Genomic DNA, 16,858 nt, shown 5'->3' on the forward strand with positions numbered 1-16,858 from the left:
TATCACAGTAGAGACCACTTTAATTATCGAACTAAAGTGGTCTTTTCCATGAGCAACTATTTTTTATTATGGAACACGATTGTTTGCTTTCCCTTTATATCATTACCTATATCCTTGTTAAAGTCTTCCATAAAATTTTCATTTTCAACCTGATCCTGATAATTTTCTTCATCACCAGTATAATCTGCTGGTGTATCACTTGTTCCATATCTAGCTACTTCAGCAAAGCTGTCTTCATGATCTTTAATTTCATCACTTCTCTTTTCATTATTAAAAGTAGGGGTTAATACTTCCTCTTCAATAGGACGAGATTGATGAGCTCCAGATTGTTTGGTGTGATCAATACAGTATAATGTGGTTGGTACAGCTTCTAGACGCTCAAACGGGATAGAATTTCCGCATTCTTTACAGTTCCCGTAAGTTTCCTCTTTCATCGCCTGTATTGCTTTTTCAATTTTTTTCAACTCTTCTTTTACATGATCATTAATTGCGAGATCTGATTCTTTTTCATATAGCTCTGATCCCATGTCTGCAGGATGATTATCATAGCTAGATAACTCCCCAGTAGATTGTTTTTCCTTTGTATGACGAATTGTGGATTTTAGTTTATGTTTTTCTTCTTCTAATTTATTCCTCAATATAGTTAATTGTTGTGAAGAAATCATTTAATAACACTCCTATAGCTTGATTAATGTGTTATTGTACAATTCCCTTTTTAGAAGAATTCAAACAATGGCAATCTTCTTGATAAAAATTAATACAAAACAAAAAAGCCTTATGCTAGGCTTTTTCATCATCTGTTTTTATTGAAGAGCTACTTTCTTTCAAATAACGAAGATAGTTTGTTTTATCCTCAAGCTCTCTTTCAAGATAGCCTATGTAAGAAAAAAGCAGATTAATGTCTTTAGTGAAATCATTTTTCTCTGACATATATTTTTGCTTTATTTTTTTGACTTCTTTTTTTACAATCCATTGCTCAGTTTGGTTCTCTTGTTCAACGATATCAAAGCATTTCACTTTATCTGTAGGAATGAGTTCAATTCCCATAAATCGTTTTATCGGATTTTCAGCATTTATGGAAATCATATAGACAAATTTTTCATTCTCAAGCTCTTCCAGTGCGTCTGGATGGATGTTCATCTTTTTAGGAATAACATCTTGTTCTACAATAAACGCTTTTAATTGATCGACAACTTTCATACCTTTTCCTCCTCATTACATGTATTTCAAAAGGAATACATAGTACAACCTATTCTTATAGGTGTAGAAAAAGTACAATCAAGTTATAAAAAAGAAAATAACAAAAGTACAAGCTTCCTTGAATCGATCTAAATCTGGATGAATTTCAACTGTGATAAAAGAATCACGTTCAGCGAAGAGAGCTGTGGTTGACTAATTATGGGGAGATGACCTGAAGTTATAAAACAAAACCAAAGGGCCTGTCCCTCAGTTACAAAATAGCGGTTCTCACTATGTATGTTTTGTAACTGGGTCAGACCCTTTTGACTCATACGATATATGGTTTTTGTCTGGTTTTATATTTTTTGAACGTTAGCAGCTTGTGGTCCTCTATTTCCTTCTTCGATATCGAAAGAAACTTCTTGACCTTCTTCTAAGCTTTTGTAACCTTCACCTTGAATTGAAGAAAAATGAACAAATACGTCATCTCCACCTTCAACTTCAATAAATCCAAAACCTTTTTCTGAGTTAAACCATTTTACTTTACCTTGTGCCATTAATCTTTTCCTCCTAAATCAATCAAACAATTTTATTACATTTTCGCTTATTATTATTACCGCTATAAAAAAATTTAAACCTCTTTTTAAAAAGTTTTTTTAAAAACCTACAAAAAAGATTCTATATATCTAATTGTGATAAAATAATTATAAATCACAAACTCATTTATGATTATCTTAAAAATGTTATACAGGAGCTGACAAATGAAAAATTATCAACTGTTATTCTTAGACATTGATGGAACAATTTTAAAGCCGGATGACACAATTGAAGAATCAACAAAGGAAGCAATTGGAGTAGCCAAAAGTAAGGGTATTACTGTATTTTTAGCTACCGGTCGTCCATTACATGAAATTTCTACTATTGCAAATGAATTAAACATAACTTCGCTTATTGGTTATAATGGCGCATATGCGATTCATAATGGTAAGGATATTTTTAAAACGCCAATGAATAAATCTACCGTAGAGGATTTTGTTAAAATAGCTAATGATAACGATCATGAGTTTGTTTTATATACACATGACAAAAACGTATTTTCTAATATAGAAGCCTCTCTTGTAAAAGAATTTATTCAAGCTTTTCATTTACATAAAAACAATGGCTTTTCAGAAGAATTTCTATCACAAATTCTTGGTATAACATTAATTAATCTAAAAGAAAATGAACATAAGCTATATGAAACAAAAGAACCTTCCATCCATTTATCACAAGTGAATGTTGATGGTTTACGTCATTGCTATGATGTTATACGTGATAATGTAAATAAAGGCATAGCTGTTCAGCATATCCTTGATCTTCTTAACATTAATAAAGAAAATGCGGTAGCTTTTGGTGATGGTATGAATGATAAAGAAATGTTATCCATTGTTGGAGAAGGCTTTGCAATGGGAAATGCACATCCTGATTTAATACAATACGCAAAACATCAAACAACTTCTGTTTCTGACTCTGGTATCTATAATGGACTGAAAAAAATTGGGGTTATCTCTTAAGGAGGTGTTCACATTTGTATGAACTGAAAACAAAACAGAATGATCATAATGTGATGGATTTCATTGAACAAGTAGAGAACCCGAAAAAACGTGAAGATGCTTATAAATTGCTAGATATTTTCTCAGAAACAACAGGCTTTGAAGCAAAAATGTGGGGATCAAGTATTATTGGATTCGGAAGATATCATTACAAATATCAAACAGGACATGAAGGTGATGCACCATTAGTTGGCTTTTCCCCACGTAAAGCTAACTTCAGTTTGTATTTTGCAACAGGTGATACTAAAAGAGATCAATTACTCGAAAGATTTGGCAAACACAAATCAGGTAAGGCTTGTGTGTATATTAATAAAGTCGCTGATATTGATATAGAGGTCTTAAAAGAATTAATCACTCAATCTGTTCATTTTTTACAAAAAACATATCCAGAGTAACAAAATTCTCTTGAGCATTATCTAGAAAAAGAGGCTGGGACATATCTTAAGGAATTAACAAGAATTCTGAACTAAGTAATATATACGTTGATTTTTGTTGGATAAAAAGTAACAACTAGACCCTACAGTGCTTAGCAATGGGAGGCTTGCCAGCTTCCCACAGAAAGCAGAATTTACTTCAAGGTCGCACTGCACCTACAACCATTGTTCGGTTTCTTTTTTGTTAAGGGCTGTTTTCGCAAACTTTGATGCTTTTAAATACTCGAAGCAATCAGCACTGTATTACGTCTAGGGGCATCTTTTCTTCATAAAAGAGTTTACTTATAGTGGAAACACTGTTTTCACTCCAAATTTTGGTTAAAAAGTCGATTCGCATTCTAACTATTGGTTATATATAAAACGTAAGTATAGTATATTCAATAATGAGAAACCGATTTCTTATTTTGAAGATAAATCTGTTGATTATTGCTATATTAGTAGGTATAATCGTTAAAGCAAATAGATTATACCTACTTTTCATTTCTTTTTTCATTCATTTACGAAATCGGTTTCCTTAAAGAACAACGACTTTACCATTCCTCAATTTATATTTTTGAAAGGCTTGTGACAAACATCTATGAAAACAACACCATTAAAATTATTTTTATTTTTCATCCAAGCAATTGGTTTTATATGTACTTCTTATTTACCAATCTACTTATTACATAAAGGCTACTCTGCTACTGAGGTTGGAATGCTACTAGCAATTGGACCTTTTGCTTCTTTACTTTCTGAACCTATCGGCGGGTACGTTAGCGACAAAATTAGAAGTATAAAAAAAGTCTTGTTATTTTGTATAGCTGGTATGCTTTTTTCAGGATTTGTATTTTTTCAGCTTGATAGCTTTACAGCAATGGCTATTTTAATATATTGCTTATTCTTTTTCTTAGCTCCAACTGGCGGATTGAGTGATAGTCTTTCTCAAAAAACAGCTGATAAAATGAATATAAGTTTTGGAAGTATTCGCATGTGGGGCTCACTCGGTTACGGAATTTCAAGTATTACGATAGGTTATTTATTAAGTTATCTTGGTGTAGACAATATTGTTATACCATTTATGTTCTTCTGTGTTAGCGTTTTTATCATCGGGATTTTCCTAACTGACATAAAAGTAACAGGTGGTTCTGATAGTAAAGTCAATTTTAAGGATGCTTTCCTTCTCTTAAAAAGCATACGATTTACAGTCTTTTTAATTATCGTTTTATTTATTACTTTAGGTCATAGAGCAAACGATCTTTATCTTAGTGTGTTTATACAAAAAGTTGGTGGGACGGAAACGACAATTGGCTGGGCTTTCTTTTGGGGTGTTGCAACCGAAGTGCTCGTGTTTTTCACAAGTGGTTATTGGTACAGAAAATATAAAGATCTAACTTTTATCATCTTTGCTGCGCTATTATATGGTATCCGTTTTATTGGTATGTCATTTGCTTCAAGCTCAGTTGAATTAATTTTTTATCAATTGCTTCACGGTGTTACATTTGGTGTATTTTTTACAGTTGCCCTTTCCTATGTAACAAAAATTGTTCCTGCACGACTACAATCAACAGGACATGTTTTATTGATTTCCGTATTCTTTGGCTACTCTGGTATGATAAGTGCCTTGATAGGTGGTAAATTTATTGATACCTACAGCGTATTCTCATTGTATTTATTAATTGGCTGTGCTGCAATATTCGGTGCAGTACTTCTAATGATTTATAGTAAATTCGTTAGTGTAGAAAAGCAAACGAATCGTATTACATCATCTTTATAAAGTAAAGAACAGGCCTCGTATACATTGGCCTGTTTTTTATTTTAGTAACGACAATAAGGCTATAATTTTTTATTTAACATCAAATCAAGATATAACTGACACTTTTGATTGAAATCTGAAAAATCGATTGAGGTTAGCTCTGTTATTTGTTTCAATCGATAATTAAGTGTGTTAAGGTGAATAAACATTTGCTCAGCAGTAGGTTTAAGCTTACAATTATTAACTAAATAGTATTCAAGTGTTTTCACTAATTCAGTTTGACTTTCACGATCTTTTGCTTGAAGAATTTGTAGGTTTTTATTTTGATAGTTGTTTTTGTTATTCTTATTCTTTATCACATCAAGATATCGGAATATACCCATTTTATCATATTCATATGGAACGTTTTCCTGTGTACCAATTTCTTCTGCAATATTCACTACTTCTAACGCTTCCTCATAGCTATTTTGTAAAGATAAAATAGTTTGATATTCATTACCAACACCTATATATATGTTTGAATAACGATTTTCATCAAAGTTTGTTAGTAGATTTTCAATAATTTGCAAAGATGTAGCTACTGGTGAATATTTAAGTGAATAGCAGCCAACAATAATCACAATATTTGTCTGATTAACTAAAACATGACTTGTATTATCCTTCAAATTTAAATAAGAGCGAATCGTTTCCTTTAATTCTTCTACAAGCTCTTCCTCAGCTTCAATTGCATTAACAACCATTATATTAAAAATTGAAGGTAAAATAATGTCTAACTGAGAAGCCTCCCATCTAAGCTCTTTTTCATTTTTAAAACTGAAATTTATAGCCTTTCTAAAAAAATTCTCAATTTCTTCTGCTTTCTGTTGTTTGATTTTGTTTTTTCTATAAATGATTTTCCCAACATGAAAGGATACTTTATGTAAGAATTCCAATTCTTCTTCCGTTAGTTCCTCTTCAATCTCCTGAACCCAAATATAGCCCATAATAGTATCCTTATACGTTGCACTAGTCACAACTCGCTTATTTAGCCCTATATCATTCATTTCACTTATTCGAAAGGGCTTTTCTGTTGTTTTCAGCTGATCAATTATACCCGTCTCAACAAACTTTTCAAATATATGTAAAGGGCATTTTTTAGAGAAAATAGTTTTCTGATTTGCAATATCAAAATGTTCAACATAGTAAGAGTTATACGCCAATAGAAAAAAATGGTCACTTTCTAAGATAACTGGTTTTTTTAAACCATTACTAACATAATCGATGACTTCATTAATATCTGATAAAGATAAAATCTGTTCTAATAGCTCGTCCATATATCTAGCTCCTACATCGGTTATATTTACCATTTATCATACTGTGCAAAAGCAAAAATGTATAGCATCTTTGTGAGAAAATATTACAACGTTTTTATCTTTTCCTTTTATGAAGGATTCAATGACAATTAAAAAAGATGCCTCTAAACTGTATACAATGCAGTCTCTTAAAGTTACTTAAAGCAACAACGTTATAGGAATCAGCCTTTATAAAAAAGCAATGTTACCGATATCATCAATTCTTCTAGATTAATATCCTTCAAAAATACTTCATGAAAAAAGGAAGACATCAAAGTGTCTCCCTTTTTACAGTAATGCTCTACTTTTCATTTTCATTTACATCTCCATCTATATACTCATTATCAATTTTCGCTGCTTCATTAACAGTAATATGGTTTGAAGTTTTATTTGTTCGATCAGCATATGATTTTAACAAGGCACCCATATCAATTCCTGTCATTTCCTTTAAAGGCTCTTGAATATCAACCATTGTCTTGGTAATACTTTTACCAAAGTTCGGTAAACCTTGACCATTTCCAGAATCAATAATTTTGACAGAATCAATATTGTTAAGTGGTTGAGCAATTTTCTCTGCAAAAACAGGTAGCATTTCAATTAGCTTTTCAGTAATAATAACATCACCGTGTTTTTCCATAGCTTCAGCTAAAAGCTTACGAGCTTCAGCTTCTGCCTTACCGCGTTCACGAATAACGTCTGCTTCTGCAGATCCTTCTTCTCTGCGAATTTTTGCTTTTGCTTCTCCATCAATTTCTGCTTTCCGAGCCTCTGCTTCTGCTTTTCTTGTTGTTTCATAATATTCAGCATCTGCTTTTGTTTTACGAACCTTTGTTTCTTCTTCCTCTAATTTAACAGCACGCTCTCTCTCAAGGAATTTTAATGTTAATTCTTCTTCCTTTACCTCTTTAGATAATTTAGCTTTTTCTAATTCATAAGATTGTTCTGATTTTGCTCTAGCACGCTCTGTTTCTTCCTTAAATGCTGCATCTTTAATATCCTTCTCTTTTTTAGATTCTGCCACGGCAATTTGTCGCTTATATTCTTCTTCTTTTGCTTCTTGATCAGTTTGTGCTCTATGAATTCGTGTTTCACGCTCACTATTTGCTTCAGCAATTTCAGCTAATTTGCGTACCTCTGCAATCCTTGGACGCCCTAGATTTTCTAAGTATCCATTCTCTTCATCTGCATCACGTAAATCAGTTAAACCTAATGAGGTAATTTTAAAGCCCATTAAATCTAATTGCTTTTGTGCAACCTCTGATACATCATGATTGAATTTTTCTCGATCACTATTAATATCTTCAACTGTCATTTTAGAAAGAATAGCACGGAGGTTGCTTCCAAGAACCTCAATAATTTCTGATTCGATTTCATCCTGTTCTTTGCCTAAAAATTGCTCGGCATAATTAGCTATTCCATTTAAAGTATCAGCAACCTTTACCATCGCAACTGCATCAGCAACAATTGGAACACCACCATTTGTATATACCCTAGGTGTTGATAGTTTTAATTGAAAAGACGTTAAATTAACAGGTGTTGAAGTTTGAAAGCGTCTTAAGCGATAGCCGCCACCTCTTATAATCTTCATAGAACGACCTTCAAGATCAGTGAAGATATTAGTTTCTTTTTCAGGATCACCTAGCTTTGGACCTGTAATTATTAAAGCCTGATTAGATCGTGCTGTTCGATAACGAATTTTCACCCAGAAAAAGTAACCAATCCCAGCAATTGCACCGATTATTAAAATTGGAATTACAATCATAAAAAAGCCTATTGTAGTAAACATGTAATCTTCCTCCTTAATATGTATTTATTAAAATATTTAGCTTCAAAAGGAATCATAATAGCTATTAATTATCCACAATATGTAATACGAAGAGATAGCTGGAAAGTTTCAAAATATTAAAAACTTATAAGAAAATGTCAGGTACTCGCCAGCCTCTGACAAATAAGCTAACTAAATCTAATATCTTACCTTTGAACTCCTACGAAATATAAAAAAGGTGCTTCCTCTCTCATTAGAAGAAGCACCTTTTTTATATTTTATTTTTTACGATATTGGAAATAAAAGATTGACTATAACAATCTATTTCAAAACAGTCAATTGATCATCCTGTTTATACCTAGACTTGAAGCCTATTGATAAATCTAATAAGCCATTTCCTTGATAACGTCTACTAACATCTAACTCAACTGTTCTTTTAATAATTTGTGCATAGCTTTCGGATTCTGTAAGAAAGCGTTCAAATTCTTGTTCACATTGTTGGATGATTAGAGCTGCTGCTGCAGAAATATGTGGTGTTGCCATTGAGGTTCCTGATAATACGGCAAATTCATTGTTCAGATATGTTGAGAGGATTTCTTCACCTGGTGCAACAAGATCAACTTCAGTATTCGTATTACTAAATACAGATATCTGCTTCTGTAAATTTACTGAGCCAACTTGTACAACTTCTGGATATGCTCCTGGATATGCAAATTCGTTCGTTTCGTGATTTCCGTCTCCTTCATTACCAGCTGCGCAAATAACAAGAATATTACTATTTATTGCTTTTTGTATTATTTTGTGAAGCTCTATACTATCTTCACTGCTTCCTAGTGACATGGAAATAATTCTGACTTTTTCACCCTTTGGACCACGCCAATTCATAGCATATCTTATACCTTCTATCACCCATTTTGTTTCTCCATACCCCTTTTCATTTAAAACCTTAATAACCAAAAGTTTAGCATTTGGTGCTACCCCAACTACACCACTTTCATTTCTAGCTGCACAAATTGTTCCACATACATGTGTTCCATGACCATTGTAATCCTCAAAATTAGTTGAATCACCTTGATCATCTGTTGTAAAATTTTTTCCATCAATAATTTGTTCTCTTAATTCAGAATGATTTGATTCACATCCAGTATCTAAAACAGCAATCACGACACCCTCACCTTTGTATCCGTGATCCCAAGAAAAAGGTGCATTAATTAACTGAATTCCGGGCGGTATTTCTTTCGTGCTTTTTATAATAGATTGGACTGTGTACGGAATTAAATGAACATAGCTCATAAATAAGCCTCCCTTTAATTATGATGAAGACAATATTCCATAAATTCCATTCGCACCTAAACACCTAATCATTAATTTGCTATAATATAAATGAAAAATTGTTATTCCTAACGCCTTCCTTATAGGAGGCGCTTTTTCTTTTTTTTACGCTTTAAATCATTTAAATTTTTCATCCCTAGTGTGATGGAAGAGAACAATGTGGCAGCAGCAACTAACACTTTGAGAAGCAGCTCTAACCACTCCAACACAATTAACACCCCCTTTTTTAGACAAAAATAACCCTACACAGTGACAAATATGACTGGTAGAGTGAGCTAAGGTTATGATCATGACTAGACTCCTAGGTACTATTAGAGGTTGTTCAAAAAGTTGAAAAACTTATGCTAACGCTTTCCGATTTTGGAACAATCTAATAAGGATAATTATGGAATATTTGTCACTATGATTGTACCACTTTTCATGGTGATTAACATCATTTTACTGAATTTTCGTACAATTATACTGGGTAAAACCATCTCATATCTACCTAAATTCCTACTCTCATTTAAGATTATTCATGAAAGAAGGATAATTGGTATATAAAGAGGGCTATGCCATATTGCCTTGTTACCTAAGTATTTCTTATCGATTACCCTAGAGCAAGATCATTTCCCTTCAATTTTTCTGGGTATTGCTTTTGTAAAGAAACATTACTCTTTCTCGACTAGTAAATAGGAAAAAGCCTGCAATCTCTTCTAGAAGCAGGCTTTTTTCATAATGCAACTACCTGTTACATTGATTTTGTAAATTCATCAAATTTCGCTACCTCATGTATAGAGGGCTTTGATGTAAATATACTTACAAGATAGATAGCTAACAAACTAGCCGCAAATCCTGGAACGATTTCATACATGATTTCAGATAAACCTAAGTTTGACCAAATGATAACAGTTAAAGCTCCCATAACCATTCCAGCCAGTGCTCCCCATTTTGTCATTCTTACCCAATAAAGACTTAAGATTATCACAGGTCCAAAGGCTGCACCAAAGCCCGCCCATGCATAACTAACAAGACCTAATATTGTATTATTTTGTTCCCATGCAAGCCATAGTGCTAAAATGGAAACAGCTAATACTGAAAGTCGTCCAACAAATACGAGTTCTTTATCTGTTGCTGATCTACGGAAAAATGTTTTATATAAATCCTCTGTTAGTGAGCTTGATGTGACAAGAAGCTGTGAAGAAATTGTACTCATAACTGCTGCCAATATTGCTGAAATTAAAAATCCAGTGATGATAGGATGAAACAAGATATTTCCTAGCTCAATAAAGATTGTTTCCGGATCACTGATTTCTAGACCCTGTTTTGAGTAGTAGGCAATTCCAAGAAAACCAGTTAACATGGCACCTATGCTTGAAAAAATCATCCAGCTCATACCAATTCGTCTAGCTTTTTTAATTTCCTTTACTGATGAAATAGCCATAAAACGAACAATGATATGTGGTTGACCGAAATATCCAAGACCCCAGGCAAATAAAGAAATAATTCCAAGTAAACTTGTTCCCTTAAAAATATCTAATAAAGCAAAATCGATCGAACGAATTTCCGATATAGCATCTGAAGGATTACCAATATGAAAGATTGTCACGATTGGCACTAAAACTAACGCAATAATCATTATGATTCCTTGCACAAAGTCAGTCCAGCTAACTGCAAGAAAGCCACCAAATAATGTGTAAGCTACAACAACACCTGTTATGATCCATAATCCTGTATGGTATTCTAAGTTTAAAATACTGTTAAATAATACCCCACCTGAAACCATCCCAGAGGAAACATAGAAGGTAAAGAAAATTAAGATAATTACACCTGAAAATAACCGGAGAATTTTCGTAGAATCATTAAATCTATTTTCCAGGAAAGCAGGAATTGTGATAGAATCATTCGCAAACTCTGTATATGTACGTAATCTTGGTGCAACATAAAGCCAATTTGCCCATGCACCTAATGTAAGACCTATCACGATCCATGCAGAACTCAATCCTGTTGCAAACATTGCACCAGGTAAACCCATTAATAGCCAACCACTCATATCAGAAGCACCAGCACTTAACGCTGTAACAGCTGGTCCAAGTGATCGCCCACCTAGCATATAATCTGTTAGATTTGAAGTTCGTTTATAAGCATAATAACCGATAAAGAGCATCCCAACCATGTAAACAATAACCGAAATAATTAACTGTAAGTTAACCATCCTATCCCCCGCCATCCAACTACTAGTATATTTATATAAAAACTACCATTGTAGGAATCATTTCCACAATGGTTAGTTATTAATTTTAAGTTATTAATTTCTTCAAAAATACATTAATCTATCATTCATCAGCTATGAATAGTTGCGTATTTTCTCTCTTTCTATTAATATCACTGTATAAATATACTATATAATGAATATAATAGAAAGCAGTTTTTTACTGCTTTCTATTATATTTCAATACTTTTTACAGCATTTCACTTATTGTTTTAGCTTGCATGTGTAGAGCTAAATAATCTGGACCGCCAGCTTTTGAGTCTGTACCTGACATTTTGAATCCACCAAATGGGTGATAGCCAACGATTGCTCCTGTACAATTTCGATTGAAATATAAATTTCCTACATGGAATTCTTGTTTTGCACGTTCAATATGCTTTCTATTTCTAGTAATAACAGCACCTGTTAAACCATATTCTGTGTTGTTTGCAATTTTAAGAGCTTCATCAAAATCAGCTGCTTTTGAAAAGCCAACAACAGGACCAAAGATTTCTTCCTGCATTAAACGAGATTTTGGATCAAGATCAGCGAAGATTGTTGGTTGAATAAAGTAACCTTTTGAATCATCACCTTTACCACCAGTCATTAAGCGTCCTTCTTCATTACCTACACGAACATAATCCATAATTTTATCAAATGAAGCTTGATCAATAACTGGCCCCATATAAGTGTCAGCATTTTCAGGATTACCTACTATTTTTTCTTCAGTAATTTCTACTACTCTTTGAAGAACTTGATCATATACATCTTCATGAACAACAGCACGTGAGCCTGCAGAGCATTTCTGACCTGAAAAACCGAATGCAGAAGTAAAGATAGATTGAGCCGCAAGCTCTATATCACAGTCTTTATCAACAACAACAGTATCTTTACCACCCATTTCTACAATGACACGTTTTAAATGCATTTGTCCTTCTTGAACCTTAGCAGCACGTTCAAAAATACGGGTACCTACTTCACGTGAACCTGTGAATGTAATAAGACTTGTTTTTGGATGATCAACTAAATAGTCACCAACTTCAGCTCCACTACCAGGAACAAAGTTTACTACACCTTTTGGTAAGCCAGCTTCCTCAAGTACTTCAACAAATAGTGCTGCAATAACTGGTGTTGTACTAGCAGGTTTTAAAACAACTGTATTACCTGTGACAATTGGAGCAGCAACAGTTCCAGCCATAATTGCAAACAAGAAGTTCCATGGTGAGATAACAACTGTTACACCTGTTGGCGTATATACATATTGGTTGATTTCACCTTCACGGCTATTGATCGGCTTACCTTTTGCTAATTCAATCATTTGTCTTCCATAATACTCTAAAAAATCGATTGCTTCAGCCGTATCAGCATCTGCCTCTTTCCAAGGCTTTCCACCTTCTTTTACTAATAGTGCCGAAAAGTCGTGCTTTTTCCGACGAATAATTGCTGCTGCTCTAAATAAAATATTTGCTCTTTCCTCTGGATTCCAATATCTCCAATCTTCAAACGCTTCAGATGCTGCTTGAATCGCTTGTTCAGCATGTTCTTTATTTGCTTTTGAAACTTTTCCAACAACCTCTTCTTTATTTGCAGGGTTGTAAGAAACAATCGCATCATCTGTTGTAACTCTTTCACCATTAATGACTAGTGGATATTCTTTTCCCATCATTTCATTCACATTAGCTAATGCTTGTTGAAATAAATTACGGTTTTCCTCATTGTTAAAATCTGTGAATGGTTCATGTTTGTAAGCTGTTGTCATGCAAATCGACTCTCCTTTGTTGTTATTATTAGTTTCTATTTTTTCTAATAGATTTATAAAGTTATTTTTTCGTCATTCCCTTAAGTACGAAAGCAAGATTCGCTGGGCGTTCAGCTAAGCGTCTCATAAAATATCCATACCAGTCTTGACCATATGGAATATAAACTCGCATGTTATATCCATCTTTCACCAATTCCTTTTGAGTTGTTGTTCTCATGCCATATAGCATTTGAAACTCAAACTGGTTTTTAGGAATATTATGTTTATCTACTAAGCTTTTTGTATATTCAATAATTTCATCATCATGTGTCGCAATTGCAGTGAAATTTCCATTTAACAAATGCATGTTAATTATTTTCTTGAAATTATCATCAACATCTGACTTTTCAGGAAATGCTACATCTGCTGATTCCTTATATGCACCTTTTACCAATCTCAGTGAAGGATGATATTCATTTAAATCATCAATATCTTTTGCTGTGCGATAAAGATACGCTTGTAAAACTGTACTAATATAATTGTAGCTTTGCTTAAAATCTTTAAATATATCAAGTGTTTTCTGACAACGTTGTTCATCTTCCATATCAATTGTGACCATTATTTGATGCTTTTCAGCAGTATCTAGAATTTTAGTCATATTCTCATAAACTAATTGATCATTAATATCTAAGCCTAAAGAAGTTAGCTTTAGAGAAACTTGAGAATTAATTTTTTGAGCAGCTATTGTTTCTATAGTTTGAATACATTCCTCTGTTCGTTCTTTTGCAACAGATTCACTTGTAACAAACTCTCCTAAATGATCTACTGTAACTGAAAGTCCTTCTTCATTTAACTCTTTGATGAATTTTACAGAGCTAGGAAAATCAATTCCACCCACAATTTTACCGGAGGCTATACCACCACCCCAACTTTGAGCGGCACGGTTCAACGTTTTATTTTTTGATAGAAAAAGGAAAAAATCTCTTGAATTGACCTGCACTATAAACACCTCCATAAAAGAAACAGAATATGAATTTCATATTGTTTTCTTAAATATATTTTACATTTGTGCATCAACTGTAACAATGTATCAAAAATACAAAGATTTTGACTTTCCCTTGTGTGTAGAACACAATAACTTGTAAAGAAGCGCTTCTTCTGTTTATTTCAAGTACTTGAACTACTCAATGAGTATGTTATATAAATACCATTCCACACTTATTAATCTGTTAAACCTCGACATTTTTCTTCATTCAACATTAGCTACTGTATATCAGCATTGTGGAGGGAGTTTTAAACATCTTTTGAAAGATTCATAATTGTTCAGTTAACTAGTATAATAGAAATAACTTCAAAGATAGGCTAAAATATTGTTGACCTCTTCTTTAAGTAAGATCATTCATTAACTCATTAAAATTAAATTTGAAAATTCTTGTATAAAAGGAGTAACTTATGAAAATACTTATGATGTTAGTTGTTGTAATTGGTGTTCTAGCTTTGTTAGGAACCGTTTTATTGGGTGGCAAAGGTGATAATAACTATGATGAGAAAACAAAAGGAAACATCTCAAGACTTTCACTTATCTATATCATTCTTGCTATTTCAATTATCATTGCTTTTGCCATATATTTATTTTAGTGAAGAATCCTTCACTAAAACCCATTTATGAAAACGCATTCACAAATTGTTCATATTTTTTTGAAAGCACTTACACAAATCATCTTCAATTTATTTTATAATGTAACTATCTTAAAAAAATTAAACATTACTATGACAAAAAAATAAAAGAACATCTTAGGAGGAGCAACAAATGAAGCACTTTGTTTTTTTAATTGATAATGGAAATGAAACGACAGAACAGAAAATCAGTGCATCTGGTATGACAGAAGCTGTAAAAAGAATAAAAGAACTAAAGAAGAAATCATTAAGAGATAAACAAACTACATTTAAAATCACATTTAAAGGTGTGATTTATGAAAACGCTTACTAATAAAAAGATATATAATAAGCAAAAGCAACCATCTATCTGTATTGAATGGTTGCTTTTTACTTATTTTCATTGAGTTGTTACTATAAATAATATAAAAATTTGACTAGCAAGAGAGGAGAATATATTTTGTCGCCAAATGAGATTAATCAAAAAATTGATGAATTAAAAATGGAGTATATTAAAGTCCAAGGAAATATTGAGAAACTAGAGTCTACTGGCCACTCAACAGAACAACTTGAGTTGAAATTAAATGAAATTGAAGAAGAAATTAAAAAATATAGAATGACTTTAAATAGCAAATAAATTAAAAAAGAGGCTGGAACATAAGTAAAGGAGTCTTACAAATAGACGATAAATATAAATTCAGTTAAGCAGAAAGAAACAAGTTCGTTCCATTGCGCTACAGACACTCGCGTTCGCTGGGGAAGAAGCTGAGCCTCCTCAGCCACGCCTGCTTAGGTCTCAGCCTTTCCTCTATTCCCGTATGTGCCCTAGTGTCTTTCGCTCCATTCTACTAGTTCTTAAAAATAGTATGCAAAATAATAAATCTATTGAAGAGGGCAAATTAAAACCCGGACTATTAGGCGAATGTTTAATTGAAATATCACCTAATAATTCGGGTTTTTCATTAACTTAAATACTTATGTCCCAGCCTCTTTAGTTTTAATAGCTAGTTAGATTTTACATCTTAAAATGTCTTTGCTAAATCCTTTGCACGAGCAATTCCATTAGCTTTAATTTCTTCTGCCTTATCTGGCATTGCAGCATGTCCTTCAATGAATAATCCTTCAAATGATGGCACACCAAAGAAATTCATAATAACATTTAAATAGCGATGACCCATCTCTAACTCAGCTGCTGGTCCTTCAGAATAAATTCCACCACGCGCTTGAATATGAAGTGCTTTTTTATCTGTTAATAATCCTACTGGTCCTTGCTCAGTATATTTGAATGTTTTACCTGAAACAGCCACTGAGTCGATATATGCTTTCATTACTGGAGGAAATGAGAAGTTCCACAAAGGTGTTACAAATACATATTTATCTCCAGAAATAAATTGCTCACATAATTCGCTTAGTCGGCTCACCTTTGCTTTTTCTTCATCTGATAATTCATCAAAAGCATTTCCAGTTTGTAGCTTACCCCACCCACTAAATACATCAACATCAATATGTGGAATATCCTCTTTATACAAATCAATGTGAACAATTTCATCACTAGAATTTGCTTCTTTATATGAATCAATAAAAGCTTTTCCTGCTGCCATACTAAATGATTGTGCTTCATCATGCGGATGTGCTGTAATGTATAATATTTTTGCCATTAGTCATTCTCCTTTTATTTTGTCGACTTATTTTTAATCAAAAATAAATAAAAAATACATATTTATATTATTTTTATTTAAAGTATTTTTAACTCGAGATAATTTTATTAAAGATGTTTCTGAATGTCAAATGTTTTATTATCTTAAAAATAATTTCTAACATATGAGATTTATCTTTTACTTTGAAAGAATGTATACAACACAAAATGTA

17 protein-coding genes are annotated in these 16,858 nt (G+C 32.6%); 6 read left to right on the top strand and 11 right to left on the bottom strand.

Annotated elements, in window-relative coordinates; genetic code table 11:
* Nucleotides 1–56 precede the first annotated feature (56 nt).
* The 3 genes from JOC75_RS08530 to cspD form a co-directional block, all read right to left on the bottom strand.
* Entirely contained in the window at nucleotides 57–665 is a 609-nt protein-coding gene (locus tag JOC75_RS08530) for a TraR/DksA C4-type zinc finger protein (RefSeq protein WP_204953652.1), read from the bottom strand.
* 115 nt (nucleotides 666–780) lie between these two features.
* Nucleotides 781–1,200, bottom strand: a complete 420-nt coding sequence (locus JOC75_RS08535) for a hypothetical protein (RefSeq protein ID WP_204953653.1) — start codon at nucleotides 1,198–1,200, stop codon at nucleotides 781–783.
* 335 nt (nucleotides 1,201–1,535) lie between these two features.
* Complete coding sequence (gene cspD, locus JOC75_RS08540) at nucleotides 1,536–1,736, bottom strand: cold-shock protein CspD (RefSeq protein ID WP_146948576.1); 201 nt, start codon at nucleotides 1,734–1,736, stop codon at nucleotides 1,536–1,538.
* A 204-nt stretch (nucleotides 1,737–1,940) separates the two neighbouring features.
* On the opposite strand from cspD, the gene JOC75_RS08545 reads away from it, so the two are divergent.
* From JOC75_RS08545 to JOC75_RS08555, 3 genes are all read left to right on the top strand, one after another.
* On the top strand, nucleotides 1,941–2,732 hold the full coding sequence (locus JOC75_RS08545; protein WP_204953654.1) for an HAD family hydrolase: 792 nt from the start codon (nucleotides 1,941–1,943) through the stop codon (nucleotides 2,730–2,732).
* 14 nt (nucleotides 2,733–2,746) lie between these two features.
* Nucleotides 2,747–3,166 (top strand): DUF1801 domain-containing protein, encoded by a 420-nt coding sequence (locus tag JOC75_RS08550; protein WP_204953655.1) that lies wholly within the window; start codon nucleotides 2,747–2,749, stop codon nucleotides 3,164–3,166.
* Nucleotides 3,167–3,782: 616 nt separating this feature from the next.
* On the top strand, nucleotides 3,783–4,958 hold the full coding sequence (locus JOC75_RS08555) for an MFS transporter (protein ID WP_204953656.1): 1,176 nt from the start codon (nucleotides 3,783–3,785) through the stop codon (nucleotides 4,956–4,958).
* A gap of 59 nt (nucleotides 4,959–5,017) precedes the next feature.
* On the opposite strand, the gene JOC75_RS08560 is transcribed toward JOC75_RS08555, so the two are convergent.
* From JOC75_RS08560 to JOC75_RS08585, 7 genes are all read right to left on the bottom strand, one after another.
* The gene (locus JOC75_RS08560) at nucleotides 5,018–6,250 is read right to left on the bottom strand and encodes a PucR family transcriptional regulator (RefSeq protein ID WP_204953657.1); all 1,233 of its coding nucleotides are present in this window, start codon (nucleotides 6,248–6,250) and stop codon (nucleotides 5,018–5,020) included.
* A gap of 319 nt (nucleotides 6,251–6,569) precedes the next feature.
* Complete coding sequence (locus tag JOC75_RS08565; protein ID WP_239589377.1) at nucleotides 6,570–8,054, bottom strand: flotillin family protein; 1,485 nt, start codon at nucleotides 8,052–8,054, stop codon at nucleotides 6,570–6,572.
* 300 nt (nucleotides 8,055–8,354) lie between these two features.
* Nucleotides 8,355–9,326 carry a S8 family peptidase gene (locus tag JOC75_RS08570; protein WP_204953658.1) on the bottom strand — a complete coding sequence of 324 codons (972 nt, stop codon included), beginning with the start codon at nucleotides 9,324–9,326 and terminating at the stop codon, nucleotides 8,355–8,357.
* Between the two features lie 119 nt (nucleotides 9,327–9,445).
* Complete coding sequence (locus JOC75_RS24220) at nucleotides 9,446–9,574, bottom strand: hypothetical protein (RefSeq protein ID WP_275580284.1); 129 nt, start codon at nucleotides 9,572–9,574, stop codon at nucleotides 9,446–9,448.
* 521 nt (nucleotides 9,575–10,095) lie between these two features.
* A complete protein-coding gene (gene putP, locus JOC75_RS08575; protein ID WP_204953659.1) occupies nucleotides 10,096–11,559 on the bottom strand; it encodes a sodium/proline symporter PutP in 1,464 nt (487 codons plus the stop codon).
* Between the two features lie 247 nt (nucleotides 11,560–11,806).
* A complete protein-coding gene (gene pruA, locus JOC75_RS08580) occupies nucleotides 11,807–13,354 on the bottom strand; it encodes an L-glutamate gamma-semialdehyde dehydrogenase (protein WP_204953660.1) in 1,548 nt (515 codons plus the stop codon).
* Between the two features lie 61 nt (nucleotides 13,355–13,415).
* Nucleotides 13,416–14,333 carry a proline dehydrogenase family protein gene (locus JOC75_RS08585; protein WP_204953661.1) on the bottom strand — a complete coding sequence of 306 codons (918 nt, stop codon included), beginning with the start codon at nucleotides 14,331–14,333 and terminating at the stop codon, nucleotides 13,416–13,418.
* 452 nt (nucleotides 14,334–14,785) lie between these two features.
* On the opposite strand from JOC75_RS08585, the gene JOC75_RS08590 reads away from it, so the two are divergent.
* From JOC75_RS08590 to JOC75_RS08600, 3 genes are all read left to right on the top strand, one after another.
* A complete protein-coding gene (locus JOC75_RS08590) occupies nucleotides 14,786–14,971 on the top strand; it encodes a hypothetical protein (RefSeq protein WP_204954241.1) in 186 nt (61 codons plus the stop codon).
* A 172-nt stretch (nucleotides 14,972–15,143) separates the two neighbouring features.
* On the top strand, nucleotides 15,144–15,323 hold the full coding sequence (locus JOC75_RS08595; protein ID WP_204953662.1) for a hypothetical protein: 180 nt from the start codon (nucleotides 15,144–15,146) through the stop codon (nucleotides 15,321–15,323).
* A gap of 126 nt (nucleotides 15,324–15,449) precedes the next feature.
* Nucleotides 15,450–15,626 (top strand): SE1832 family protein, encoded by a 177-nt coding sequence (locus JOC75_RS08600; protein ID WP_204954242.1) that lies wholly within the window; start codon nucleotides 15,450–15,452, stop codon nucleotides 15,624–15,626.
* A 385-nt stretch (nucleotides 15,627–16,011) separates the two neighbouring features.
* On the opposite strand, the gene JOC75_RS08605 is transcribed toward JOC75_RS08600, so the two are convergent.
* Nucleotides 16,012–16,647 (bottom strand): FMN-dependent NADH-azoreductase, encoded by a 636-nt coding sequence (locus JOC75_RS08605; protein WP_204953663.1) that lies wholly within the window; start codon nucleotides 16,645–16,647, stop codon nucleotides 16,012–16,014.
* Between the last annotated feature and the right edge of the window lie 211 nt (nucleotides 16,648–16,858).

The sequence above is a fragment of the Metabacillus crassostreae genome (assembly GCF_016908395.1).
Taxonomy (GTDB): Bacteria; Bacillota; Bacilli; order Bacillales; family Bacillaceae; genus Metabacillus; species Metabacillus crassostreae.